Origin of the sequence: Sedimentibacter hydroxybenzoicus DSM 7310 (assembly GCF_013403245.1) — a bacterium.
Classification (GTDB): Bacteria; Bacillota; Clostridia; order Tissierellales; family Sedimentibacteraceae; genus Sedimentibacter; species Sedimentibacter hydroxybenzoicus.
Genome location: NZ_JACBNQ010000009.1, coordinates 64,008 through 88,528, shown reverse-complemented (window position 1 = coordinate 88,528; position 24,521 = coordinate 64,008). Strand labels below are relative to the sequence as shown.

Genomic DNA, 24,521 nt, shown 5'->3' with positions numbered 1-24,521 from the left:
TCCGACTCCGTAGGCGGTGTATTTCTCGTTATTTAACAAGGAGGTCAGTATGTTAAAAAACAAATCAATATTGTCATTAATATTGGTTATATGCATGATTGTTTCTCAAGCTTTGATATTGCCTGCAAATGCATCAGAGGTTGATTTATTAATAACAGGTACCGGAATCAATGAAGAAGTTATAATTACTGAAGCGGATTGGTCAAAATATTCAATGGTGGAAAAAATATTTTCTACTAATAATTCACTGGGGTTTCATAAAATAGTTAAAGCAAAAGGGTACGATTTATTTGAATTAATAGGTACTGATAATTTAAAAAATGACTATGATTATGAAGTTAAATTTACATGTGCGGACGGGTTCGAATTTACAAAGACAATAAGTGAATTAAAAAATACATACAGCTATAATGATTTTACGGAAAAAACCAAATCAAACGTGTCTCCTATGATTGCAAAGTACAATGCTGTATTGGCGGATTATCCTAAAGATGTTTTCGCTCCGCCTATAACATGGTCGGACAGAGAGCTCACAGAAAAGGATTTAGACAGAGATTTCCCAAAGCTTGTTTTTGGACAAAACGGTATTGATGACATGAATATGTCAAAATGGGGCAAGGAAGTTATTAAGATTACAATAGGCGAAGAACTTAAAAAGGAATCAATAAATAAATCACCTTATAAACATCTCTCATATGAAGGAGAGCCCTATAACGTGGATGCTATAACAGGAGCAACCTTTACCATAGAGGGTCCTGCTGTTGAAGGCTACAGAGCAATTTCCCTAAGACAAATTGAAGAGGATTTAAATGGTCAGGTCACAAAAATCTACCATGAAAAAGTCGCCGGAAAAATAATTGAGAATTCCTATGAAGGAATTAACGTTAAGTATTTGATAGATAATTACGTTAAGGTCAGGAATAATGCCGGCAATATAACCTTTAAAGATAAATCAAGACAAAAAATCTTGACAGTTCCCATTGCAGAAGCAGAAAAATATGTTGTAGCTTATGGTGTTAACGAGGTTCCTCTTGTATATCTGGATACAGAAGAAGGTTATATAAAGGAGAAACACAATGATAACGGCTGTTTCAAATTAGTTTTTGAACAGGACAAAAAAAGTGCCAAGGAATTTTCTAATGTTGCATATGTTTATATCGAAGAAAAGGACGCAAAAAACATATATGAACATACATATGCACCTTATAACGATGTGAAATATACAGATTATGAATTAATAATTCACGGAGACGGTCTCGGTAAGGAAGTAAGATATAAGGTGTCTGATATTGAAGCCATGAAGACTCTTCATGTAACCGATGAATACAGTTTGTCAAATAGTGAATATTTTTGGTATTACAACACATTTAAAGGTGTGCCGCTATGGGATTTGTTGCTGAAAGCAGGTTTAAATGCCAATATTGACGAAAATACCAGCGTTCGATTCATAGCGGCCGACAATTATAATTTTGCTCCTATGACTATAAAAGAAATAAAAGACAGTTCCTTGTACGGATATTATGAAAAAAGTGCATTGGATAAGGGTGACGGTACATTCCCGGGAGAGTACGTTGATCCATTGCGTACAGGAATGCCTGTCTTGGTTGCCTATGGCTTCAACGGTTATCCCTATGTTACAAGACCTGCGGATGACGGCTTCAATCCCGGGCTGGGTAATGACGGAGGACCTCTCCGCATAATATTCGGTAAAACAAATTACAATGATACCAATGGTTCAAATCAGGTTCAATTTGCCAAAGAAATCATTATTGGCGAAGGTAATTCTTTGATGACGGATGAAAAAGGAAGCGGAAACGGTGAAAGCACACAGATTGAAGTTACGAAGGATTCATCATGGAGCCATGACCAAAGCGTTTATAAGGATTATTTGGACAGACCTGTACTCAGAGTAACCGGATCACAGGTAAAAGAGCCGATGACATTTACTTTAAGACAAATAGAGAATTTAACTGAGTATGCTGTCAGAGATATTTATACAGGTGATGGTATAAGAGAATTTGAAGGAGTTGTTCTTTGGGATATAATTTCAAATGTTGTGGGACTTAAGGACGGCGTAGATGCACCAAGTGTAAGAGTATTCAGCGGACCTAATTACAATCAGATTTTGAGAAGTAATGATCAGTTAATGAACGGTGTTTTAAATTCTCAAGGTAAAATAAAAGATATAATTCTTGCTTATGCGGTTGAAGGATACCCCTTGGTAGCAAACGAAGGTGATGTGGGATATGCGAATAACAACGCATATGGACCGATAAGATTGATTATCGAAGAAAGTAAATCCATGTGGGTCAAATGGACGGATTGTATAGTTGTGGGAACAGGTGATTATGAGGCTCCCGAATTAAAGGACGTTAAAAGTGCTTCTGTATTTAATGATATAGAAAACCATTGGGCAAAAAATGAAATTATTAGTATGCAGCAGAAGGGTTATGCAAAGGGCAGCAACAATATGTTCAGACCCGATGATAACATCACAAGGGCAGAATTTATTTCATTGATTGTGAGAATTCTTGATCTTGATACAACAAGTGCTAAGACAGCATTTAACGATGTAAAAGCTGAAGATTGGTTTGCAAATGATGTTGATAAAGCAGTTGAAAACAAATTAGTGAATGGATATGAAAATAATACTTTCAGACCTGAAGCACCAATAACAAGACAGGAAATCGGAACAATAATCGGTTCTCTTTTAGAAGGTAATTTAACAGCGGCAGAGACGTCACAAATATTGTCATCTTATGATGATGATGTAGCTGACTGGGCAAAAGAGCCGGTTGCAAAAGCAGTAAATTCAAAAATAATTCAGGGCTTGCCGGATAATATATTTGGCGGAGGTCAAAATGCAACCAGAGCGCAGGCAATAGTTATGCTGCTAAGATATTTGGATAAATAAATTCTACAATCTTATAAACAGAGAGGGAAAGTTATTTCTTTCTCTCTCTGAGATGGGAGGAACTATGAAAAATAAATTATTGATGATTTTGTTTATTATACTGTTAGTTTTAACTTCATGCACCTCAAACAACAATGAAATTACGGTAAATTCCGAAAATGAAACAGAAGTAATTAAAAATGAAAATGAAGAAATACATGAAGATGAAAGTATTGAGGAAACTGTAGTTGATCCCGAAAATAAAGAGCAGCAAAAAGAAGAGCTTAAAGAAGGTTCAGAAGAACAAACAGAAGAAGATGATGAAGAAAAAGATGCAACTCAAGATGAAAAAAGCATAAAAGATAATACTGAAGAATCAAATAAAAAAGAAGAAGCGGATCAATCTGAAAACAAACAAGATGAAAATATCGAACAAGGTGTTGCTTTAAAAATTCAAGGACTTATAGAAAACGAAATATCATTTAATCTCAATGAATTAAAAGAAATGAACAATTTGATTTTTGAAGCGGATTTTTATTCACTAAACAGCTTTGGAACAACGGGATACACTCACTTTAAGGGGGTAAACTTATGGAAGCTGTTGGAAGCATCTGAAATTTCACATGAGGCGGCAGCTATTACAGTTATAGCTCAGGATGGTTATAAAATGACGTTTACAGTGGAACAGGTTAAGAAACAAGATTATATTGATGAAACAAATCCTGATGTAAAATATCCTATGATTATTGCATGGGAAGAAAAAGGTGTTGAATACGACCCCGAAGAAGGGTCACCATTTAAGCTGGTGGTAGGTCAGAAAGAAGCTGGGGATGTAAATAAACCTAATTGGGTTTCAAATATAGATAGAATTGTAATAGAATAATCGAGGAATCTTATGAATAATAAAAAATTTTATTATATTATTATTGCCGTAACAATTATAATCATAGGTACATTGTTTTTAACACAAAATAAGGCTTCCGAAGAAGAAAAAATAGTTATGTCATTTTATCCGGAGGCAAAAAAAGCAGAATTAATTAAAGATATAGCAGATGATATTTTTGTATCTTTAAACTTTCCTTCGGTTAAAAGAGGATATAAAATAGACGGTGAAATTAAAGCATATGTTACTGATTGCATCGGTTATAATGGTCCTGTTGAAGTTTTATCAGCTTTTGATACTGAAGAAAATAAGCTTATAGGTATTAAAATACTGAAACATGAGGAATCCTTGGATTACGCTGAGCATATAGAAAAGGATTGGTTTCTGGAAAGGTTTAAAAATATATTTGCAGGCAAATATTTAAATTTAGTCGTTCTTGACAAGGAAAATGACGAAGATATAGTACAGGTAACAGGAGCAACGGTTAGCTCTCAGGCGGTAGTAACTGCGGTAAATGCTGCTGTCGGAGTGTTTCAATACCAAAATAACAATGTTGAAATGGCTAAAGTTGCTGATGTTGTACCTCAGGAAATGTGGCAGAAGGATATTAACAGCTTTTTAATTAATTGGGAAGAGGGAAGTGTAAGAATTGACACTGATGAAATAAAACAGTATGAGCAGCTTGAAATGGATGTTACGTTGATAAATACTACGGGTACCGAAACAGATATGCACGTTAAAGGTCCTGCCTTAAGGCATGTACTTGAAAAAGAAGGTATTAATTTAAGTGAGTATGAAGGTATAGGGATTACTGGACGTGACGGATATTACACCTTGATAGACAAAGAAAAGCTAAATTTAAATGATGTGATACTTGTATGGGAAGTTGACAGAAAAATAATAAAAGATGACGAGAAGCCGGTGAGAATAGCTCTGCCTATGGAACTGGGGCCTTATTGGGTTAAAATGGTGTCCAATATTGATTTATATAAAGAAATATCTCCAAAGGACATTGATAAGGTACATATATTTAATGCATTGACTGAAGACATTGAACCATATTATTATGAATATTACGGAAGCAAGGATAAATCCATAGAGGTAGGTAAAATTCTCCGGAAATTTGATATTGTAGACGAAAAAGGTTTCTTTACAATGGGAGCCGTTGACGGTTTAAGCAAAAATGAAACCGTTTCATTAGTAAGACAAAGATATTTCATCAAGGTAGAAGGTGAAAATGCTCCGATGAATATTTCGCCTAATTTTAAGCTTGGTATGAATGTAAAAAATATGACACATTTTTCAACTACCAAGGATGCTGTTATTTTTCCCGAAAAAATAATAGACGTTGTAAGAACCAAGGATTTAAACGGAGTTGAAGCAATGCTTCTGGAGGATGTACTATTGACGGCAGGTATGAGATGGAATGATAGCAACACTTTTACTGCTGTTAGTGAAACAGGTGAAGAAATTAACTTATCTTTAGACGATATGCTAAACAGCTACATAATATCTGAAGGAGAAAAAGTCAGCTTCTACAAAGACAGTAAAATTCTTTTAACTGATTTATCAAGGATAGAAAAGAAATGAAAATAAAAAGAAGAGCAATAATTCAAACTATTTTTTCCTTATCAGTTATAGCTGCTTGTATAATTTATTATTTGTATATAAATGATTTTATAGATTTCAGAATTTTGTCGGTGGGTGATTTGAATCCATACGGTGGCTGGAGTGCATTAAAGTCATCATTGACCGATTTGTCGTACAGATGGAGGGGTATAAGCAAAAGCATAAGTCTAACGATTGCAATATCGGTTTCGGCTTTGTTATTCGGCAGATTTTTATGCGGTTACATATGTCCGATAGGAAGCCTGCAGGATTTCTTTAAGTTTATAGGAAAAAGGATGAATATAAAAGAAATTAAATTGTCAAAGGCAAAATATTTTAATCCTGAAATATTAAAATATTTGATTTTAATATTCACCATGGTACTCAGTATTTTGGGTATCGGAAAGTTAATATCTCCTTATTCCCCTTGGCTTGCTTATATGAATATTTTTATTGGTTTTAATATATATATAGGAACTTTTATTTTATTTGCAATTATTATAGCATCCTTATTTATTAAGAGAATCTTTTGCAGATGTTTCTGCCCGTTAGGGGCGTTTCAGGCGCTTTTATATGCGGTGGGACCTTTAAAGCTTTACAAATCAAGCAATTGTGACGGTTGCTCTGCTTGTTTGAAAAATTGTCCGGTAGATATACCATATACGGATGAATTGACGGTTTCTCCCGAATGTATCAATTGTTCAGAGTGTACAAGCCGGACGTGTATTAACGGAAGACAGGGATTTTCATATAGGTTTGCAGGGAAATTAATTAAGAGGTATCTTATTATAAGTTTAATTGCGTTTATGTCAATATATACATTACTGCCTTTAACTTCTTCATCTAAACATGTATTTTCTTCAAGCATAGTTTCCGATTTGAATGACGGTGTTTATACAGGCAGAGGTATGGGTTTTGGCGGATTTATGGATGTTGAGATTGTAATCAAGGATAATGGTATTACAGACATAAGAACTATTAATCACAGAGAGACTACGGGTTATTATGAGGAAGTATTCAAGGAAATATCTAAAGAATTAAAATACTCGGACAATTTAAATGTTGAGGTCATAAGCGGTGCAACAGCAACCAGCAGGGGATATTTAAATGCCGTAAGAGATGCGGTAAGTAAATCATTAAATTATTGACGGGAAGGTAATTATGATTAAAAAAAATGTTATTAAAAATATTATAATTGTTTGTGTTTTAATGCTGCTCACTGCCTGTTCTGAAGAAAAAGCTTCCCTGATCATAAAGATTGAAAATGAAGTTACAGAAGTTGAAACAGACAATATATACAGCAGTACAGATGCAATTGATTTTCCTGCCGTCGTAAGAAGCAGCGGACAAAAGCCGGTAGAAACGGAATATAAGGGAATTGAGCTGATTAAGCTGTTAAATGAAAACAGAGTTGAAGCTGATAAATTTACAAGAGTAACTTTTAATGCGTCAGATGGATACAGGATAATATTAGATATGGAAGAAATTAAAGAACAAAGCAATGTTTATTTGTGCTTTGAAAGAGACGGAGAAATTCTCAAGTCAAAACAGCAAGGCGGAAACGGTCCGTTTCAGTTGATTATAAGGAGAGACCCTTTCAGCCAGCGATGGATAAAGCATGTGAATGAAATTATATTGGAATAGGTATGGATATGCAAGATAAGTCATTTTTAAGTAACTTTTCTGTTTTTAATTTAATAATCATTGCTATGCTGTCAGGCCTGGGAGTAGCCACAAAGCCTATTATAGTTCCGCTTGTTCATATTATATCGGGTCCTTTGTTTATTCCCGGTGGAGCAATAGCCGGAGGTTTTTACATGTTTTGGATTGTGCTTGGTGCTGCCATTGTAAAAAAGACCGGTACGGGTACAGTGATCGGCATAGTACAAAGCATTTTGGTTATTGCTACGGGAACCATGGGAACTCACGGTATCATGAGTTTAATTTCATATACATTGCCGGGGATGATGGTTGATATAGTTTTTCTTTTTTCTAAGGATAAAAACTATAACATTTTACATTCTTTATTTGGTTGTATGGCTGCTAATGTAACCGGTACCCTGATATCGAATATAATGTTTTTCAGATTACCTGCTGTCACTATTGCTTTAGTATTGTCCGGTGCGGCGCTGTCCGGAGCAATAGGCGGTATAATCGCTTACAGTATAATGAAAGGATTAAAAAAAATAAATATAATTTTATAGGGATGATATGAAAAAAATAATAATCTTAATTATGACTTCTGTTTTATTAATGTCTTGCAGTATTTCAACTTCATCAATAAATGAACCGGTAATTAACATTTTTGATAAACATGAAGATTTGGCAGTTGATTACTACCTTAAAGATAATATTATTTTAGGAGAAGACATAACTGTCGAAAAGTATAATGAGGCTGCATTAATATATGACACGGGTTCAATTGTTAAGCTTCCTTTTAAAGATTCAATCAGCATAAGTAGACTAAAGGGACTGAAGGGTATATATTTATATAATGATTTTTTCAGCATAACAGATGCTTATTACGATGCGGAATCATCCTTGGAAAATAATGAAAGGGTTATTTTAGTATTGCTTGACGGCTTTTCACTAAACCAGTATAAGCATGCATTAAGTAAGGGATATATAAGCTTTCTTCAGAACTATTATAAAAATGAAGCTGTAAGTGTTTATACACCTGTTACAAACGCAGGATATGCTGCTATTATAACGGGAAAAACCCCTGATATTAACGGGATACATGACAGAAGCAACAGAGAAATGAAGGTAGACAGCATTTTTCAATATGCATTGGAAAATGATAAGAAATCTGTTATATTGGAAGGTGATATAAAAATTCTCAATACAGAAATAGAACCGATGCTGCATATTGATTTAAATAAAGACGGCGATACGGATGATGAGATGTTTGAAAGTACATTAACGGCTCTTAAAGAAGATTATGATTTGATATTTGTTCATTTTCACGGAATAGATGATAGAGGACACAGTTTTGGACCGTATTCGGATGAAGCAATGAACTATATAAGCAAAATAGACAGCTGGATTGAACAATTATCAGAAATTTGGGAAGGTAAAATTATTCTCACAGCGGATCATGGGATGCATGAAACGTTGGAAGGCGGAAGTCACGGGGAATGTCAGCAAGCGGATATGGTTGTTCCTTATTTTGTAATAAATTGAAAAGACCGACTTTTTCATTGGCGTCCAGCCGGTCTATACTTATATATTTGAATTAAAACGGTGCAAATCCTTGCTCAGACCACCAATCCTCTTTTAATAGAGAGTATTGATTACTGAATTGATTTAAGTGGACTTTTTCCCAGCTTATAAGCAAATCAATGAGATCCTTGCTTGCTTGTGAAGATAATTTGCTTTTAGCTTCTTCATAAAAGTCAATAGAGCTTTTTTCCATTTGCATTCCTATTCCGAAAATGGACATGGCAACTGATGAACTGCTTTTATCTACTTTGTCCCAGCGATATATTTCGGGAGACGGAATGTCAATGCCGGATTCAACAATATCTTCAATTTTGACTTCATGACCGTCACTTAGCTTTTTCCATAAAGCTTTTAAATAATCGGCATGTTTTAGTTCCTCATTAGCCAGTTCTAAAAATGCCTCTTTGGTCCCGGAAGTTTCAGCTTGGTTAGCGGCTAAATTGTAGAATTCAAAACCTTCTATTTCGTTTAGAATGGCTTGAGATATAACAGATAGTTCTTCTTTATACATTTTTTCCTCCTAAAATTATAATATAACATATTTATACCATATATATATTTATTTTAAACAATTATTGTAAAGTTAAACCAACTATTTAAATTTTAATAACCGGAGAAACATATGAACAAAAAAATCATTGCTATAAACAGACGACCCAAATCTTCTGATTTGTTGCCGGTCGCTTATACTGCAAGTGCAATAACAATTATATTATTACTCATTGCTGTAGTAATATCGTATAATTTTAACAAGCAAACAATGGAAGCACAGAAAGAAATATTAAGAAGAGCTGAAATAATATTAAAAGAAGGTAATAAAGAGACATTATTGAATATGGAAACAATTAGAGGCTCAGGAGAAGAAATTTTTGAGGCGATTCTTGATACTTCAACGACAGATGCAACGCTTCACAGTTATGTGGGAGTCCAACTAAAAAATATATTAAAAGAAAACGATATAGAGATAAATGAAATAAACGGAGCTGTAATTATCGGTGCGGACGGATATGCGGTTGCTTATTCTAAGGAAGAAATAATAAACGATAAAAATATTTTTATTACATATATGGAAGACGGCAAATATTTGGGCAGCAGGGATAACGGCGGAAGAGGTCCTTATGAATCCATAGTGGTCAATGATACCTTCAGCAACAGAAGATGCAAATGGATTACAAAAATAGAGGTAAAATAATGAATGCTGTTGAAATTAATAATTTAAGCTTCAGATATGACAATTCACGGAATGAAATATTAAAAGATATAAACTTTTTCATAAAAGAAGGAGAAACTGTTGAAATCAGAGGAAAAAGCGGGTCGGGTAAAAGTACTTTGGTAAATGCTATATGCGGATTAATTCCTTCTTTATATTCAGGCCATTTGACAGGTGAGATTTTTATTTTTGGGAAAAATATAAAAGAAATGGCTCTATCTGAAATGGTTTCAAATGTAGGTGTTATATTTCAAAATCCGTCCACTCAGCTTTTTTCGCCGACCATTGAAGATGAACTTGCTTTCGGACCTGAAAATATGTGTATCAGCAGAGAGGAAATCGGAAGAAGAATCGACAATATATTAAAAATTATAGGAATGGAGCAATATAGATACGAAAATCCAAATAATTTATCCGGCGGTCAGCAGCAGCTTATTGCAATTGCTTCCGTATTAATACTTGAACCAAAAATTATTATATGTGATGAAATTATGTCATGGATTGATGATGAAAAAAAAGCAATAATAATAAATTTGCTGAAAGATTTAAAGAACAAAGGAAAAACTTTGATAATTGCAGACCATGATTCTGAAAATATAGAAATAATAGACAGAACAGTATATATAGGTGAATAATGAGTAATTTTATAGAGATAAACAATGTTTCATTCAAATATAAAAAAGGCAGAACAGTATTTGATAATTTCTCTTTAACTCTTAATACGGAGGAAAACACAGTATTAACAGGAAACAACGGCTCGGGTAAGACGACATTATCTAAGCTGATAATGGGTATTTTAAAACCACAAAGAGGAGAAATAAAAATATTGGGACGAGATTCGTCATCGTTATCATTGGGACAAGCAGGTGAATTAATTGGATATGTATATCAGTATCCTGAACGGCAGCTTTTTGCAATGTCTGTTATAGAGGAGCTTACTTTTCCTTTGGTTATCAAAGGAATTTTGCCTGAAACTGCTTTAAAAGAAGCTGAGGAAATGATTGAAATATTTGAACTTGATAAGGTTAAAGATTCTTATCCGTTTTTCTTAAGTTACGGTGAAAAAAGACGACTTGCCATTGCATCTGTACTTATGAATAAACCAAAATTTCTGATACTTGATGAACCAACCGCTTCTTTGGATAAGGAGAGAATCGAATCTTTAAATAAATTACTGGATACATTGAGCGCTAAGAAAACAGGCATTTTGACAATAAGCCACGACGAAGAATTTATTGAAAGATATGGGCAAAGAATTATTAAAATAGAAGGAGGCAAAATTATAAGTGATACAATCTCTGGAAATAGATCCTCGAACTAAGCTTACTATAGTCCTTTTGCTATCAACTTTATCATTAATCTACAATAACTTGTATACTCTGTTAATCATATTGACAGTTTCTGTAATTTTGTCATTTTTGATGAAAAGAAATGTTATTTCAATGTTCTTAAGCATCAGGAAGCTGTTACCGGCTATGATAGCAATTGCACTTATTCAAAGTATTTTTAACAAGTCCGGAAACCCTTTGTTTTCACTTGGAAAAGTGGTAATGTTAACTGATACAGGTATAATAAGAGCTTTAGAATTTTTATTGAGATTGACTGTTATAATTGTTTCCGCTTCAATCATAACAACCTCAAGCAGCAGAGAAATAATTCAAGGATTAGTGCAGTGGAAATGTCCATATGAGATTGCTTTTATGACTTCAATAGCCATCAGGTTTCTTCCTGTTTTTAAAGAGGAGATGTCAGATATAGTAACTGCCGTACAATTAAGAGGCATAGATTTACAGAAGGTCAGGTTAAATGAAAAGCTAAAAATTTATAAGTATATACTGACTCCGATTGTCATTAATTCTGTTTTAAAAGCTAAGGAATTATCGGCAGCAATGGAGATGAGAGGTTTTAGGGCATATCCATGCAGAACAAGCTACATGATTTTAAAAATGAAGCGCATTGATTACATCATTATTGGATTATGCTTAGGGGTAGTTGTATTTGTTATTATTCAGAGAGGTGCATAATGAAAGTATTTTCGGTAATCGGCATAACAGATTCAGGTAAGACAACCACAATTGAACATATAATAAAGGAATTAAAGAAAAGAAATTATTCGGTTGGAACTGTAAAGCATATTCATTTTCACGGTTTCAAAATGGATGTTGAGGGAACTAATACCGACAGACATAAAAAAGCAGGCTCATCATTGGTTACTGCGAGAGGAGAATATGAAACAGATATTTTATTTCAGGAAAAGCTGAGCATAAATGAGATTCTGAACTTTTACAATCACGATTTTGTAATTTTAGAAGGTGCAAGAGATACCTGCGCTCCTAAAATAGTTACTGCACATGATGAAGAAGCAATAGAAGAACGCTTGGACGAAACTTCATTTGCCGTATCAGGCCGTATTGCAGACACAATAAATGAATATAAGGGATTGCCTGCAATCAGTGCAGTTAAGGATATCGAAAAATTAGTTAATTTAATTGAAGAGAAGGTTTTTGACAGATTGCCGGATATGAAAGATGAATGCTGTAAAAAATGCGGATACACCTGTAAAGAATTATGCTCTTTGATTTTAAAAGGAAAGGCAGAAAGGGGTGATTGCATTTTGGATGAACAAAAAGTAGTACTTAAGATTAACGGTAAAGCAATAAAAATGGTTCCTTTTGTACAAAAAGTATTATTTAACTCGGTAGAGTCCATAGTAAAGGAACTCGAGGGATACAATGAAAATGGAGACATAGAAATATGTATAAGAAAATAAGCCTGACAAGTAAAAGAAATCAAGTATCAAGAATTATTGAAAATGACAGTTCCTTTATTCGCAAAACCTTTAATAATTATGAAGATCTGAAAAAAGAATTAGAAATATTAATATTGTTAAAGCAAAATGGATTAACAGTCCCCGATGTAACAGATATAAATGACAACAGCTTAATTTTACAGGATTTAGGAGACAATACTCTTCTTGATTGGTATGAAAATGAAGAAAAGATTAATTCAACTGATTATGAAGGTATTCTATATAAATTGTGCAGATGGTTAAAAAAGTATTATGCGGTTACTTCTGCTTTTTATAATCAACAATATATAATATGGGATGTGAATTTCAGAAATTTTATCATATATAAGGGTGAAGTTTACGGCATTGATTTTGAACAATCAAGACAGGGGAGAATAGAAGAGGATGCAGGAAGATTGACAGCTTATGCATTGACTTACGACCCTCAAATGACGGACTGGAAAAAAATTTTTAACGGGAGATTTGTTAATATTTTAGCAAGTGAATTTAATGTAGGTGCAGAACTGATATTATCTGAAATGGAAAAAGAAATCAGATCAATAAAAGAAAGAAGAAAAAAGGAGGCAAAATGAAAAAATTATTCGTTATTTTATTAAGTTTAGTGCTAATTATGCAGACATTAACGGGCTTTTCTTTTGAAACACCACAAATGAATTATAACAGTCAGGATTATCACTTTGAATATACAGTAGATTGGCATGGTGAATATGATGTGATTGTTGTCGGTTATGGAGGAGCCGGAGCCACTGCAAGTATTGAGGTCGCAGATGAAGGTGCTGAGGTTTTATTGCTTGAAAAAGCACCGAAGGGACAGGAAGGCGGCAACACAAGATATGCAGGTCAGGCCGTCCTTGCTTTAGATAAAAATACCGTAGATAAGGGAACGGAATACTTTAAAAGCCTTAGAGGTAAATTCAATACACCGGTGGATGACATAATTATTTCATATCTTGAAAAGGCTGGTGAAAATCGAGAATGGCTCACTTCTATCGGTGCTAAAAACATAATGTCTTTTCCTTTTAATGAATACGATTATCCCGGCGGAGAGGTTATGGATGCTCTGATTATTGAGGGAGAAATGTTTACAGGCAAGCTGTACAGAACACTGCAGGAGGCAGTAGAAAAACGAAGCGATAAAATCGAAGTTTGGTATGAATCTCCGGCGGTTGGCTTGATTCAGGATCCGAGAACAAAGACAGTTCATGGAGTTAAGGTTGAAAATAACGGAAGAGTATTGAATATAAGAGCTAAAAACGGTGTTGTTCTGTGTACGGGAGGTTTTGAGAATAATCAACAGATGATTCAGGATTACCTGCACCTGCCCTACGGTTATTCAAAAGCGGCAAGATACAATACAGGTGATGGAATAAAAATGGCTATGGAGGTTGGTGCAAATCTATGGCATATGGGCAATATGGCAGGTCCCGATTTAAATGTATTAAACCCGGAAACGGGAACAACGTTCGCTTATGCGATACAGGGAGAAAAGAGTGTATTGAGTACGGGCTTTGCTACTCAAAATACCATTTTCATAGGTGCGGACGGTACAAGGTTCACGGATGAATCGGTTCTTCCTCACCACGGATATATTGATTTCCACGGCTCTTGGATACAGATGCCTTTATCTCTGCCCGCATTTGCTGTATTCGATGAAACAGCAAGATTGTCGCAGCCCGTTTACGATTCATGGAGCGAAGGAAACGTGGAAGAAATTGAGAAAGGTTATGTTATCAAGGCAGATTCAATTGATGAGCTCGCTAAAAAAATAGGAGTAGATTCTGCAAATTTAAAAAAGACAATTAAAGATTACAATAAATTCTGTAACGATAAGAAGGATACAGATTTTAACAGAAATCCGAAAACATTAAAGCCTATTACAAAAGCACCATATTATGCAATGGAATTAGTTCCTTCCTTTACCAATACGCAGGGAGGACCCGAAAGGAATAAAAACGGAGAAGTTCTTGATGTTAACGGAAGACCAATACCTCATTTATACAGCGCAGGAGAGCTTGGCTCAATGTTTTCAAGTATTTATCAGGGAACCGGCAATTTAGGTGAAGCAGTTGTTTTCGGAAGGATATCCGGAAAAAATGCAGCCAAGGTTAAATATGATGTGCTGCAGGAAACAGCGATGAAGGTCAAAACTCCTATTAAAGCAGTATGGACGGAACGAGAAGAAATAATATTGAAATCAGGTGAATATATCGGTAAGGACAGAGGTATAGGTGGACCTATTGAGGTTAAGGTAAATGTTCAAAACAAAAAAATTATGAATATTGATGTTGTTTACCATAATGAAACAAAAGGTGTAAGCACTAATGCAATTAAAACCGTAACAGACAGGATAGTAAAAAATCAAACAACAGATGTAGATACGGTGTCAGGAGCAACCGTAACGAGCAAGGCAATTATTAATGCGGTTAAGGATGCACTTGATAAAGCCGGCTTCTAAACCCGATTTCCGGCAGTCGAACTTTTTCAACAGCCTATCATCTTGATGACTTTGTCATCAATCTGACAGCTTATTAAATAAGCTGTTTTTTTCGACCTTTTTTGATATATCTTTTTGGATATGTAACAAAAATATATCAAAGCCATATTATAAAAATAAGCAGATACCATAAGGAGGAACCTTAAAATGATTAATAATAGAAGATTGGATGAGATGTATTATTCCAATCCTGAAGCTTGTATACCCCAGGAATTGGTTATAGAAAATGTGAGATTAGCAGCTGCATACGTCCCATATCAATTTATGTGTGAAGTATTTAGTCCTATAGAAAGCCTGGCAGCAGGAACAGCATTTCCGGAACTGTTTAGCCCTTATAACAGAAAAGACAATGAAAACAGACCCTGCAGATTATCAGAATGTTAAGAGGAGGGGACAAAATGAATAATGATGCTATGAACTTAAAAAGAGAGATTGCCGGAACTCATATGATGTTAGAAGAATTGCAATTATATCTAAATACTCATCCTAACGACAGAAATGCTTTAGCTAAGCGCAATGCCTTTGTAAAGCAAATGAATATCCTAAATGATGAATATAATAAAAACTTTGGTATGATTAATCAGGATGCTTCGCTTAGCACATATCCATGGCAATGGATTGATGGACCGTGGCCTTGGGAATATGAAGCAAATTTTGAGATATAGGAAGGAGTATATATATGTGGTCATACGATAAGATATTACAGTATCCGATTAAAATAAAAACCCCTAATCCGGGATTAGCAACAAAAATAATTTCACAATATGGCGGACCTGATGGAGAATTAGCCGCTTCTTTAAGATATTTAAGCCAAAGGTTTTCAATGGTAACACCCGAAGCGATAGCAACATTAAATGATATAGGCACCGAAGAACTTGCGCACCTTGAAATGATAGGTACAATGGTTCATCAATTAATGAAAAATGCAACAGTTGAGGAAATAGAAAGTTCCGGAGCAGGTGCATATTATACAGATCATGGCAGAGGAGTTTATCCTCAGGCTGCCTCAGGTACGCCTTTTACGGCTGCATTTTTGCAGGTTAAGGGTGATCCTATAGTTGATCTTACAGAAGATTTAGCCGCGGAACAGAAAGCAAGGGGGACATATGAATGGTTAATTAATCAGACAGATGATCCGGATGTGCTGGAACCGCTTAAATTCTTGAGAGAAAGGGAAGTAGTACACTATCAAAGATTCGGTGAGGCTTTAAGAAAAGTACAGGATTATTTACAAGAACCCCGGCTGTTCATAATGCCAAAACCTGATTTTTTAAGAAGCAATGAACTGAATAGATAAGCAAAAAAAACTGCATCTCGCTTGAGACGCAGTTTTTTTGTTTTCACGTGCACTTACAGCATAAGCGACCGACACCAAATTTCGCATACAGCATAAGCGACTGTCACCAAATTAAAATTTGGGACATCTGCTTAAAATTTGGGTCGTCTGCTTTCGCATACAGCATAAGCGACCGACACCAAATTAAAATTTGGGTCGTCTGCTTACTATTTGTCGTCTGTAGTGAACATTTGTGTCCAATAGGGTGTTCCTGATGAATCAACGTAATATCCGACGCCTAAAAAAGTAAAATGCTTCGCCAGAATATTTTGACGGTGTGTAGGTGAAGTCATCCATTGACGTACTACTTCTTCAGGTGTTTCCTGCCCTGAGGCAATATTTTCCCCCCATGCAGACCAGGTTATGCCAAAGCTTAACAGCATGTCATTTGCCATACCGTACGTTGGTGAATAGTGGTCGAAATAACGATTAACTGCCATATCCTGTGACTTGGTTCTTGCTACATTTGAAATTGCCTGATCATAATAAAGAGCAGGCAATCCATACGCTTGTCGTTCTGCGTTAACTAACTGAACAACCCTTTGTTCATAATTTGTATTAACAGGAGGAGCGGTTTGAACCATAGCAACAGCTGACACATTTGTCAGAGCTAATAGTGCTACTAATAAAAATGCAATTTTATTTTTCGTACAAATACACCTCTTTTAAAATAGTTTTGAAACATAAAATTAGAATTTTTGTTTCATACTTTATTATTTCATATAAAAATGATATTATAATCATAAATAGTTTGATAAAATGGAAAATAAAGAACCATTTATTTAAAGTAATGAAATGAGGAGAAAAATGAAAAATTTTAAATTTGCAATTTTTGATTTAGACGGTACATTGCTGGAATCAATGGAAGCGTGGAATAATTTAGGAAGAGATTTTCTGTCTTCAAAGGGTATTAAAATACCGGATAATTTAAATGATATAATAAAACTAATGACTTTAAGAGAAGCTGCCGAGTATTTTCAAACAGCTTTTAAAATTAATTTAAGTGCAGATGAAATACTTATCGAAATGAGTATTATAATGGAAGCAAAATATAAAAATGAATTGGAATTAAAACCGTATGTGAAAGAATACTTAACGATATTAAAAAATAATAATGTTAAAATGTGTATTGCTTCGGCGACTCCCTTATATATGATAGATGCTGCCTTAAGGCGCTTGAACATTATTGATTTTTTTGAATTTATTTCAAGCTGTGATGAGGTTGGTGTCGGTAAAAATCAACCTGATATATTTTATTATGCTGCTAAGAAGCTAAAAGCAGAGCCATCAGAAATTGCAGTTTATGAGGATGCTGATTTTGCATTAATCACTGCAAAGGAGGCGAATTTTTACACAATAGGAGTATACGACAAAGGCTTTCACGATAAAAGAAAAAATATTGAATTAATCTGTGATATGTATATTGAATCTTTCAAGGAATTATTATAGTCTGACAAAAACGCCCGCCTGCTGCGTTGCTGTTCAGCCGGCCAATCCTCACGTATGCCGAATACGCTGCGGTTGTCCGGCCTCCAGCGCCTTGCAGGACGAACGTTTTCGTCAGCCTATCAGGTATCATCAAGATGAACTTTTTCGACATCCTGTATTTATTTTCAATTCAATACAAACCTGTTTCCGGCAATCTGTTTTATAACGCCTTTCGTCTCTAAGAATGTGAGGCGACTCAGCAGTGTTTTTATATCGAGAGAAGTTTCTTCATTAATTTCAAATATTGATTTACTGCCTGACTGAAGGCAGTTTAATATTATTATTTCTTGTTTCGAAAGTTCATTATAGTCAATAAAATTTTGTTTTTTATTTACTTTTTCTTTTAATTCCAGAATTTCTTCCACGATATCATTTATTGAAGTAGTTATTTTGGCCCCATCCCTGATTAAGCCGTTTGTTCCCTTGCTGAAGAAGCTGTCAATATTGCCGGGAACGGAGAATATTTCCTTTCCTTGATTAGCTGCATGTCCTGCAGTTATTAAGGTACCGCTTTTTTCTTGTGCCTCGACTACCAATACACCATCAGAGAGCCCGCTTATTATTCTGTTTCTATCGTGGAAATTGTTAGGCATAGGCTCCATACCAAAAGTGTATTCCGTAATTACGGCGCCTCCCTTTTCAACTATTTCGCAATAAAGCTTTTCATTGCTTTTAGGATATACTATATTTATACCACACCCTATAATTCCATAAGTTTTAACATTATTGACCAGTGCGGTTTTATGCGCAATGGTATCAATTCCGGAAGCCAAGCCGCTGATTATATTTACACCAAACTGGGATAGTTCACGAGTAAGCTTTTCGGCAGCCCATTTACCGTATCCTGTAGCTTTGCGTGAACCGACTACAGCAATTGACAAACTGTCAATATCCTTTAAGCTGCCCTTATAATACAAAATATATGGAGCGCCTGATAGTTGTTTTAATTTTCTAGGATAATTTTCATCAAATAAAGTAACTATCTGTGCGTTTTCGTCATGCAATTTTTTTAACAGCTTTTCTTCAAAGTTGTCTTTAGAATTTGACAAACCGGCAATTAATTTGTTCGATAAAGTTTTTAAATTATATTTTTCAACTTCAAAATTATCCCATAAATCTTTTGAACTTCCATTAAAATATTCAAATATACTATCGATTTTGCGGTTGGAAATACCGTTTATGGAATTAAGCCACGCAAGTGTTAATTGATTTATATTTAAACTTTCCATATTACCTCCAATATTTTCGATCTAAGCTTCTGTATTGTATTGCTTCTGCTATGTGTACTGTTTCAATATTCTCACTGGCTTCCAAATCAGCTATTGTTCTTGCAACCTTCAATATTTTGTTATATGCTCTTGCACTGAGTCCTAATCTTTCAAAGGCATCCCGTAAAAGCCGTTCTGAGCTTTTGTTAATTTTGCAGTACCTCGATATGTATTTACCGCTCAGCTCGGAATTTGTAAGTATCCCAAGATTTTCATATCTTTTTTTCTGTATATCTCTCGATTTAATAATACGTCCTTTTATTTCCGCTGATGATTCCTCCGGCTTATTATTTTTCAAATCTTCATATTTAACAGGTGAAACCTCTATCTGTATATCAATTCTGTTTAGCAATGGTCCGGAAATTTTACTTAAGTACTTGTTTATCTGGCTTTGGTTGCAGGAGCATTCATGGCTAGGGTCACCAAGATAACCGCAAGGGCATGGATTCATGGAAGCGACCATCATAAATTTTGCAGGAAATGTAAAGGAACCGTTTGCCCTAGATACAGAAATATTTCCATCCTCCATAGGTTGTCTTAATACTTCAATTACGTTTTTGGGGAATTCAGGAATTTCATCAAGAAACAAAACACCGTAATGTGATAATGAAACCTCTCCGGGGCTTGGCTTTGACCCGCCTCCTGCCATGGCTGCCCGTGATGATGTATGGTGCGGGGAACGGAAGGGGCGTTTTTTTATCAGCCCTTTGTTATTTAGCAGACCGGATATGCTGTATATTTTTGTAACCTCTAAAGATTCATCAAAGGTTAAATCAGGCAATATTGTGGGAATTCTTTGGGCAATCATAGTTTTACCCGAGCCGGGTGAACCAAGAAAAAGAATGTTGTGCATTCCTGCAGCGGCAATTTCCACTGCTCTCTTTAATCCGGGTTGTCCCTTTATTTCAGAAAAATCTTCTGTGAATTCTTCTTTATTCTCTGTATCATCATAAATGACTCTGTACGGCTCAATGTGCTTAAAACCTTTCAGGTAACAAACCAAATCCTTTAAACTTTCCACAGGTATTACATCTATGCCTTCTATAACGCCGCATTCCCTTTTATTTTCTGAAGGAACAATAATTTTAGTGAAATTGTTGTTTCTCATAGCGATAACCATGGCTAAAGCACCATCTATCGCCGTAATTCTTCCGTCTAAAGAGAGCTCGCCGATAACACATGTTTTATCTTCCATATCTTTTTCAACGATTTTGCTTGCACAAAGTATACCTAAAGCAATGGGCAGGTCTATTTGACTGCCTTCTTTTTTTAGATTAGCAGGTGCCAGGTTAACAGTTATTCGACTGACAGGAAAGCTGTAGCCGCTGTTTTTTATTGCTGAGCGCACTCTTTCTTTTGATTCGCGTATGGAGATATCCGGCAGACCGACTATATTAAAAACAGGCATACCTCCGGATATGTCGGTTTCAACATCAACTTCATATCCTTCAAGACCGTAAAGAACACATGTTTTAATTTTAGAAAGCATAAGACCTCCATGAATATTTTCTATATTATACCATATTTTTCTAAATATATATATATTTTTTTGCTTTTTTTATTTATGGTCGTCATCCGGTCTCAAATTGCACTTACAGCATAAGCGACTGACACCAAATTGAAAATTTGGTGTCAGTCGCTTATTGAGTAGCTTCCACTGTGCTTTCAGGCATATCCCGATAGCAAACGTACCAGAACGGGCAGTTAATATTTAAATCTGCTTGATTGTCCACCCTTTCTAAAATTTCTTCGTAAGTGCTGGGAACCGGAAGGACTAAAGGATCACCCATATTCCAGTTTGCAGGAGTCTGAAGATGGTATTCTTCGGCTATTTGAAGTGAATCAATTATTCTCAATAATTCTGTTCCGCTTCTTCCGGAGGAGACGGGCAGTATTAATATAGACTTTATTATGCCTTCGGGATTAATTATAAAAGCGCTTCTGACAGTCTCACCATACATTCTGTCAGGATTTAACATTCCATACAGTTCAGAAATTCGCAGACCAGTGTCATCAATTATGGGAAAAGGAATCGTGATTCCTGTTTTTTGATAAATATCATATATCCATGCTAAATTGGCAGAATTACTGTCTGTTGTTAATGCCAATATCTGAACATCTCTTTTTTCCATTTCTGGATAATTTTCTGCTAAGCTTATAACTTCGGTTGTTGAAACCGAACCAAACGAAAAGGGGTAACTTGCTAATACCAGCCATTTACCCTTATAATCCGATAATCTTACATAGCCATGCGTGGACAAGGCAATAAAATCCGGTGCCAATCTGCCGATAGTAATGTGTTCATTTCCTCTTTGACTTTGCAAATTACAAATATGCTTGTTTGCATTCTTTATTAAACTATTATTATAAATCATGATATCACCTGTAATTTCGTATTTTACAATATTATATGTTACCAATCAAAGAATGAGATAAATTCAAATTATTATTAAGTATTCATGCATGGATTATTATGGCTATATAACTAAGATTAAAAAGGAGTACCATTTTTTACTCATATAATAATTGATTATTTTTTTATATAATTATGTTTATCATCATGAGGAGGGCGTTACATACATATGAAAAAAATACATATTGGAAGCTTAATTATTTTTTTGTCAATTATTTTCATGACAACGTTTTTTATTAATCGCAATTTTGTTTACGGTGATGAAAATAAAAGTGGGGAATATAAAGTAGTAGGCTATTATACAGCTTGGTCATCCTATTCTGGATTTACACCTGACAGATTAGATGCAAAAAAACTTACCCACATAAATTATGCTTTTGCAAACATTCAAAATAATGAAATAGTCTTGGGATATCCGGACAAGGATCCTTCTAATTTTAAGAAGCTTAATGAATTAAAATTGATAAATCCGGATTTAAAAATACTTTTATCCGTAGGTGGATGGAATTGGTCGGGAAAATTCTCCGATGCTGCAGAAACAGAAAGCTCAAGAACAGCATTTGCAGAAAGCTGTGTTGATATTATAACTAAGTACAATATAGACGGAGTTGACTTAGATTGGGAATATCCGGTTGGCGGCGGATTATCTGCAAATGCCAACAGGGCATCGGATAAAGAGAATTTCACACTTTTGCTTGAAAAGATAAGAGAAAAATTAGACCGCCAAGGTAAAATAGATAATAAACACTATCTGCTCTCTATAGCAGGAGGAGCAAGCAGCTATTATTTAAACAATATAGAGCCTGATAAAATACATCAATACATAGATTACGCCAATATAATGACATATGACATACGCGGCTCATGGGATACATATACAGATTTCAATTCTCCGCTATATAACAATACACAAGCAAGTCCTCAATATAAATGGAGTATAGACGCAAGTGCAAAAGCATGGGAAAAAAGTGGATTTCCCAAAGAAAAAATAGTTATAGGAGTTCCTTTTTACGGTTATTTATTTAACGCAGTAAAAAATGACAACAATGGACTTTACCAAAGCTTTCATGATGCCAAAGCGATTAGCTTCAATACAATTATCGGGTACTTAAACGATTCGGGATACAAAAGATATTATGATTATGAATCAATGGTTCCGTGGTTATTTAACGGTTCATCATTCATATCGTATGATGATGAGCAATCAATAAGCTCAAAGGCGGATTATATAAAATCAAACAATCTTGGAGGAGTCATGATATGGGAATTAAGTCATGATCCTGATGAAATATTGCTTAATGCTTTGGCGGTTGCTCTTAAATCAGAAAGAATAAATTTACTGACAAATCATTGGGCTGAGGAAACAGTTCGATATTTGTATTCATTGAATATAATAAATAATCTTGATACGCTTAATCCCGAAAATCCTATAACAAGAAGTGAATTTGCAGAATATATAACCCGCGCTTTAAAAATTGAAAAGCAGGATATTTCGGAGCCAAATAAATTTTCTGACATAAATACTGACGGCAATGCATCCGAAGCAATAGGCCTCGCGGTTCAAAGCGGTATCGTCGAAGGCTACACTGACGGCACATTCAAACCAAATAATTACATAACGAGGCAGGAAGCAATGGTGATGTATTCCAGAGCGATGGATTATGCCGGAATAACCTTTACATATGACAACAGAATCGATAATTACAGTGATAAATATGAGGTTGCAGATTGGGCGTATCCTTACGTCAAAAAGGTACTTAGTTCAAAAATCTTCAACGGAATCAGTGAAACAAGCATATCTCCTTTAAGTGCTTTCAAGCATGCCGAAGCAGCGGCTGCAATCAAAAATTTGTTAGAAATTCTTAAATAGAAGTATCCCCTGCCTAGAGGCGGGGGACATCTTAATTTAGTTATAATCATTAAACCTCTCCAAAATATCAGGATTGTCGCTTATAAAAGATATATATTTTTCAAAGCATTCAACAGTTTCAGGACTTAAGGTATGTTCTATTTTCTCTGTTTCTTTTAGTAATATATTATCATGCACGCCCATCAACTTTAAAAATGTTTCTATTGTATTATGCCGGCTCATTAACAGCTTGCCTAAAATTCTGCCTTCTTCCTTTAGCATTATAACGCCATAGCGCTCATATTTCAGGAGGTTTTGCTTTCCCAACCTTTGTACCATTCTTGTGACTGACGGTGGGTGAACATTTAGTGCATCTGCTAACTCGTTTATTCTTGTAAATCCCTTGTGGTCGGATAATCTATAAATCATTTCAAGATAATCCTCCATTGAAGCAGTTAATTCATTATCATTATTTTTCATGTATTCACTGAAAGTATAGTAGCTTTTACTATTCAAAATACCACCTGCTTTAAGGTTATTTGTACTATTATATTCCGGCAAAATTGAAAAAATACAAATATGTTATAATAACAGGGTTTCTTTTTCGTGCTCCAATACATCTCTTAAACAAAGTATTGCGTGCATTGTTTTAGGGAAGCCGCATGTTGGCGCAACCAATAAAATCGCATGTTCAACTTCTTCTTTAGTGCAGCCGCTTTTCAGAGCTTTCAATATATGAGTTCTTAAGGAATATGGGTTCTGACAATCTGCGGATAGTGCAATTTTGATGAGCCATCGCGTTTTCTCATCTAATGGGCCGCCTTTTTCATGAACCAACCTTCCGAAATCTTCATATGCTTCATAAATTTCACCATGATTTTGAACCATGTATTTAAGATTTTTTTCAATTACATCAAAATTATCAAAATAATCCTTCATTTTTACCACCTTTTTTAAATTATTTTTTCCCCGATTTACATTTATTATAGCCATTCTTTTAAATCTTATAAAGCCATTTCTATTGACAAATAAAAAAATGTATTATATG

General features: G+C 34.8%; 26 protein-coding genes. 19 read left to right on the top strand and 7 right to left on the bottom strand.

Features of this window, described 5'->3' with window-relative positions:
- The first annotated feature begins 49 nt into the window (after window positions 1-49).
- From HZF24_RS09755 to HZF24_RS09725, 7 genes are all read left to right on the top strand, one after another.
- A complete protein-coding gene (locus tag HZF24_RS09755) occupies window positions 50-2,914 on the top strand; it encodes an S-layer homology domain-containing protein (protein WP_179238111.1) in 2,865 nt (954 codons plus the stop codon).
- A 64-nt stretch (window positions 2,915-2,978) separates the two neighbouring features.
- A complete protein-coding gene (locus tag HZF24_RS09750) occupies window positions 2,979-3,776 on the top strand; it encodes a molybdopterin-dependent oxidoreductase (protein ID WP_246346046.1) in 798 nt (265 codons plus the stop codon).
- 12 nt (window positions 3,777-3,788) lie between these two features.
- Entirely contained in the window at window positions 3,789-5,366 is a 1,578-nt protein-coding gene (locus HZF24_RS09745) for an FMN-binding protein (RefSeq protein WP_179238109.1), read from the top strand.
- A complete protein-coding gene (locus HZF24_RS09740) occupies window positions 5,363-6,532 on the top strand; it encodes a 4Fe-4S binding protein (protein WP_179238108.1) in 1,170 nt (389 codons plus the stop codon). The genes HZF24_RS09745 and HZF24_RS09740 overlap by 4 nt, the downstream gene beginning before the upstream one ends.
- 13 nt (window positions 6,533-6,545) lie before the next feature.
- Window positions 6,546-7,028, top strand: coding sequence for a molybdopterin-dependent oxidoreductase (locus HZF24_RS09735; protein WP_179238107.1), 483 nt, complete (start codon window positions 6,546-6,548; stop codon window positions 7,026-7,028).
- Window positions 7,029-7,030: 2 nt separating this feature from the next.
- Window positions 7,031-7,588: an ECF transporter S component gene (locus HZF24_RS09730; RefSeq protein WP_179238106.1), complete on the top strand. Its 558-nt coding sequence runs from the start codon at window positions 7,031-7,033 to the stop codon at window positions 7,586-7,588.
- A 7-nt stretch (window positions 7,589-7,595) separates the two neighbouring features.
- Window positions 7,596-8,567 carry an alkaline phosphatase family protein gene (locus HZF24_RS09725; protein WP_179238105.1) on the top strand — a complete coding sequence of 324 codons (972 nt, stop codon included), beginning with the start codon at window positions 7,596-7,598 and terminating at the stop codon, window positions 8,565-8,567.
- A 52-nt stretch (window positions 8,568-8,619) separates the two neighbouring features.
- Here HZF24_RS09725 and HZF24_RS09720 read toward each other — a convergent pair whose 3' ends face one another.
- Complete coding sequence (locus HZF24_RS09720; protein ID WP_179238104.1) at window positions 8,620-9,117, bottom strand: ferritin-like domain-containing protein; 498 nt, start codon at window positions 9,115-9,117, stop codon at window positions 8,620-8,622.
- A 111-nt stretch (window positions 9,118-9,228) separates the two neighbouring features.
- Between HZF24_RS09720 and HZF24_RS09715 the strand changes: the two genes are divergently transcribed.
- The 10 genes from HZF24_RS09715 (at window position 9,229) to HZF24_RS09670 (ending at window position 16,416) form a co-directional block, all read left to right on the top strand.
- Window positions 9,229-9,798 carry a hypothetical protein gene (locus HZF24_RS09715; protein WP_179238103.1) on the top strand — a complete coding sequence of 190 codons (570 nt, stop codon included), beginning with the start codon at window positions 9,229-9,231 and terminating at the stop codon, window positions 9,796-9,798.
- Window positions 9,771-10,451, top strand: a complete 681-nt coding sequence (locus HZF24_RS09710; protein WP_246346044.1) for an energy-coupling factor ABC transporter ATP-binding protein — start codon at window positions 9,771-9,773, stop codon at window positions 10,449-10,451. The genes HZF24_RS09715 and HZF24_RS09710 overlap by 28 nt, the downstream gene beginning before the upstream one ends.
- Complete coding sequence (locus tag HZF24_RS09705) at window positions 10,451-11,137, top strand: energy-coupling factor ABC transporter ATP-binding protein (RefSeq protein ID WP_179238102.1); 687 nt, start codon at window positions 10,451-10,453, stop codon at window positions 11,135-11,137. The genes HZF24_RS09710 and HZF24_RS09705 overlap by 1 nt, the downstream gene beginning before the upstream one ends.
- On the top strand, window positions 11,103-11,840 hold the full coding sequence (locus HZF24_RS09700) for an energy-coupling factor transporter transmembrane component T family protein (RefSeq protein ID WP_322790737.1): 738 nt from the start codon (window positions 11,103-11,105) through the stop codon (window positions 11,838-11,840). Before HZF24_RS09705 ends, HZF24_RS09700 begins: the two co-directional genes overlap by 35 nt.
- Entirely contained in the window at window positions 11,840-12,586 is a 747-nt protein-coding gene (gene mobB / locus HZF24_RS09695) for a molybdopterin-guanine dinucleotide biosynthesis protein B (protein ID WP_179238101.1), read from the top strand. Before HZF24_RS09700 ends, mobB begins: the two co-directional genes overlap by 1 nt.
- Window positions 12,571-13,197: an RIO1 family regulatory kinase/ATPase domain-containing protein gene (locus HZF24_RS09690; RefSeq protein WP_179238100.1), complete on the top strand. Its 627-nt coding sequence runs from the start codon at window positions 12,571-12,573 to the stop codon at window positions 13,195-13,197. Before mobB ends, HZF24_RS09690 begins: the two co-directional genes overlap by 16 nt.
- Window positions 13,194-15,080, top strand: a complete 1,887-nt coding sequence (locus HZF24_RS09685) for an FAD-binding protein (protein WP_179238099.1) — start codon at window positions 13,194-13,196, stop codon at window positions 15,078-15,080. Before HZF24_RS09690 ends, HZF24_RS09685 begins: the two co-directional genes overlap by 4 nt.
- Before the next feature lie 186 nt (window positions 15,081-15,266).
- Window positions 15,267-15,503 carry a spore coat associated protein CotJA gene (locus HZF24_RS09680; RefSeq protein ID WP_179238098.1) on the top strand — a complete coding sequence of 79 codons (237 nt, stop codon included), beginning with the start codon at window positions 15,267-15,269 and terminating at the stop codon, window positions 15,501-15,503.
- A 14-nt stretch (window positions 15,504-15,517) separates the two neighbouring features.
- Window positions 15,518-15,784, top strand: a complete 267-nt coding sequence (locus HZF24_RS09675) for a spore coat protein CotJB (protein WP_246346041.1) — start codon at window positions 15,518-15,520, stop codon at window positions 15,782-15,784.
- Window positions 15,785-15,798: 14 nt separating this feature from the next.
- Complete coding sequence (locus tag HZF24_RS09670; protein ID WP_179238097.1) at window positions 15,799-16,416, top strand: manganese catalase family protein; 618 nt, start codon at window positions 15,799-15,801, stop codon at window positions 16,414-16,416.
- A 206-nt stretch (window positions 16,417-16,622) separates the two neighbouring features.
- Here the strand turns inward: HZF24_RS09670 and HZF24_RS09665 are convergent, their stop codons facing one another.
- Entirely contained in the window at window positions 16,623-17,054 is a 432-nt protein-coding gene (locus HZF24_RS09665) for a CAP domain-containing protein (protein ID WP_322790736.1), read from the bottom strand.
- A gap of 208 nt (window positions 17,055-17,262) precedes the next feature.
- Between HZF24_RS09665 and HZF24_RS09660 the strand changes: the two genes are divergently transcribed.
- Complete coding sequence (locus tag HZF24_RS09660; protein WP_179238096.1) at window positions 17,263-17,904, top strand: HAD family hydrolase; 642 nt, start codon at window positions 17,263-17,265, stop codon at window positions 17,902-17,904.
- Between the two features lie 164 nt (window positions 17,905-18,068).
- Here HZF24_RS09660 and dprA read toward each other — a convergent pair whose 3' ends face one another.
- The 3 genes from dprA to HZF24_RS09645 all read right to left on the bottom strand — a co-directional run bounded on the left by dprA (window position 18,069) and on the right by HZF24_RS09645 (window position 21,586).
- On the bottom strand, window positions 18,069-19,172 hold the full coding sequence (gene dprA / locus HZF24_RS09655; protein WP_179238095.1) for a DNA-processing protein DprA: 1,104 nt from the start codon (window positions 19,170-19,172) through the stop codon (window positions 18,069-18,071).
- A gap of 1 nt (window position 19,173) precedes the next feature.
- Window positions 19,174-20,700 (bottom strand): YifB family Mg chelatase-like AAA ATPase, encoded by a 1,527-nt coding sequence (locus HZF24_RS09650; protein WP_179238094.1) that lies wholly within the window; start codon window positions 20,698-20,700, stop codon window positions 19,174-19,176.
- Between the two features lie 151 nt (window positions 20,701-20,851).
- On the bottom strand, window positions 20,852-21,586 hold the full coding sequence (locus HZF24_RS09645; protein ID WP_179238093.1) for a redoxin domain-containing protein: 735 nt from the start codon (window positions 21,584-21,586) through the stop codon (window positions 20,852-20,854).
- Between the two features lie 207 nt (window positions 21,587-21,793).
- Between HZF24_RS09645 and HZF24_RS09640 the strand changes: the two genes are divergently transcribed.
- Window positions 21,794-23,494 carry a glycosyl hydrolase family 18 protein gene (locus HZF24_RS09640; RefSeq protein ID WP_179238092.1) on the top strand — a complete coding sequence of 567 codons (1,701 nt, stop codon included), beginning with the start codon at window positions 21,794-21,796 and terminating at the stop codon, window positions 23,492-23,494.
- Between the two features lie 36 nt (window positions 23,495-23,530).
- Here the strand turns inward: HZF24_RS09640 and mntR are convergent, their stop codons facing one another.
- On the bottom strand, window positions 23,531-23,989 hold the full coding sequence (gene mntR, locus HZF24_RS09635; protein ID WP_246346040.1) for a transcriptional regulator MntR: 459 nt from the start codon (window positions 23,987-23,989) through the stop codon (window positions 23,531-23,533).
- Window positions 23,990-24,055: 66 nt separating this feature from the next.
- Window positions 24,056-24,412: a carboxymuconolactone decarboxylase family protein gene (locus HZF24_RS09630; RefSeq protein WP_179238091.1), complete on the bottom strand. Its 357-nt coding sequence runs from the start codon at window positions 24,410-24,412 to the stop codon at window positions 24,056-24,058.
- Window positions 24,413-24,521: the final 109 nt, after the last annotated feature.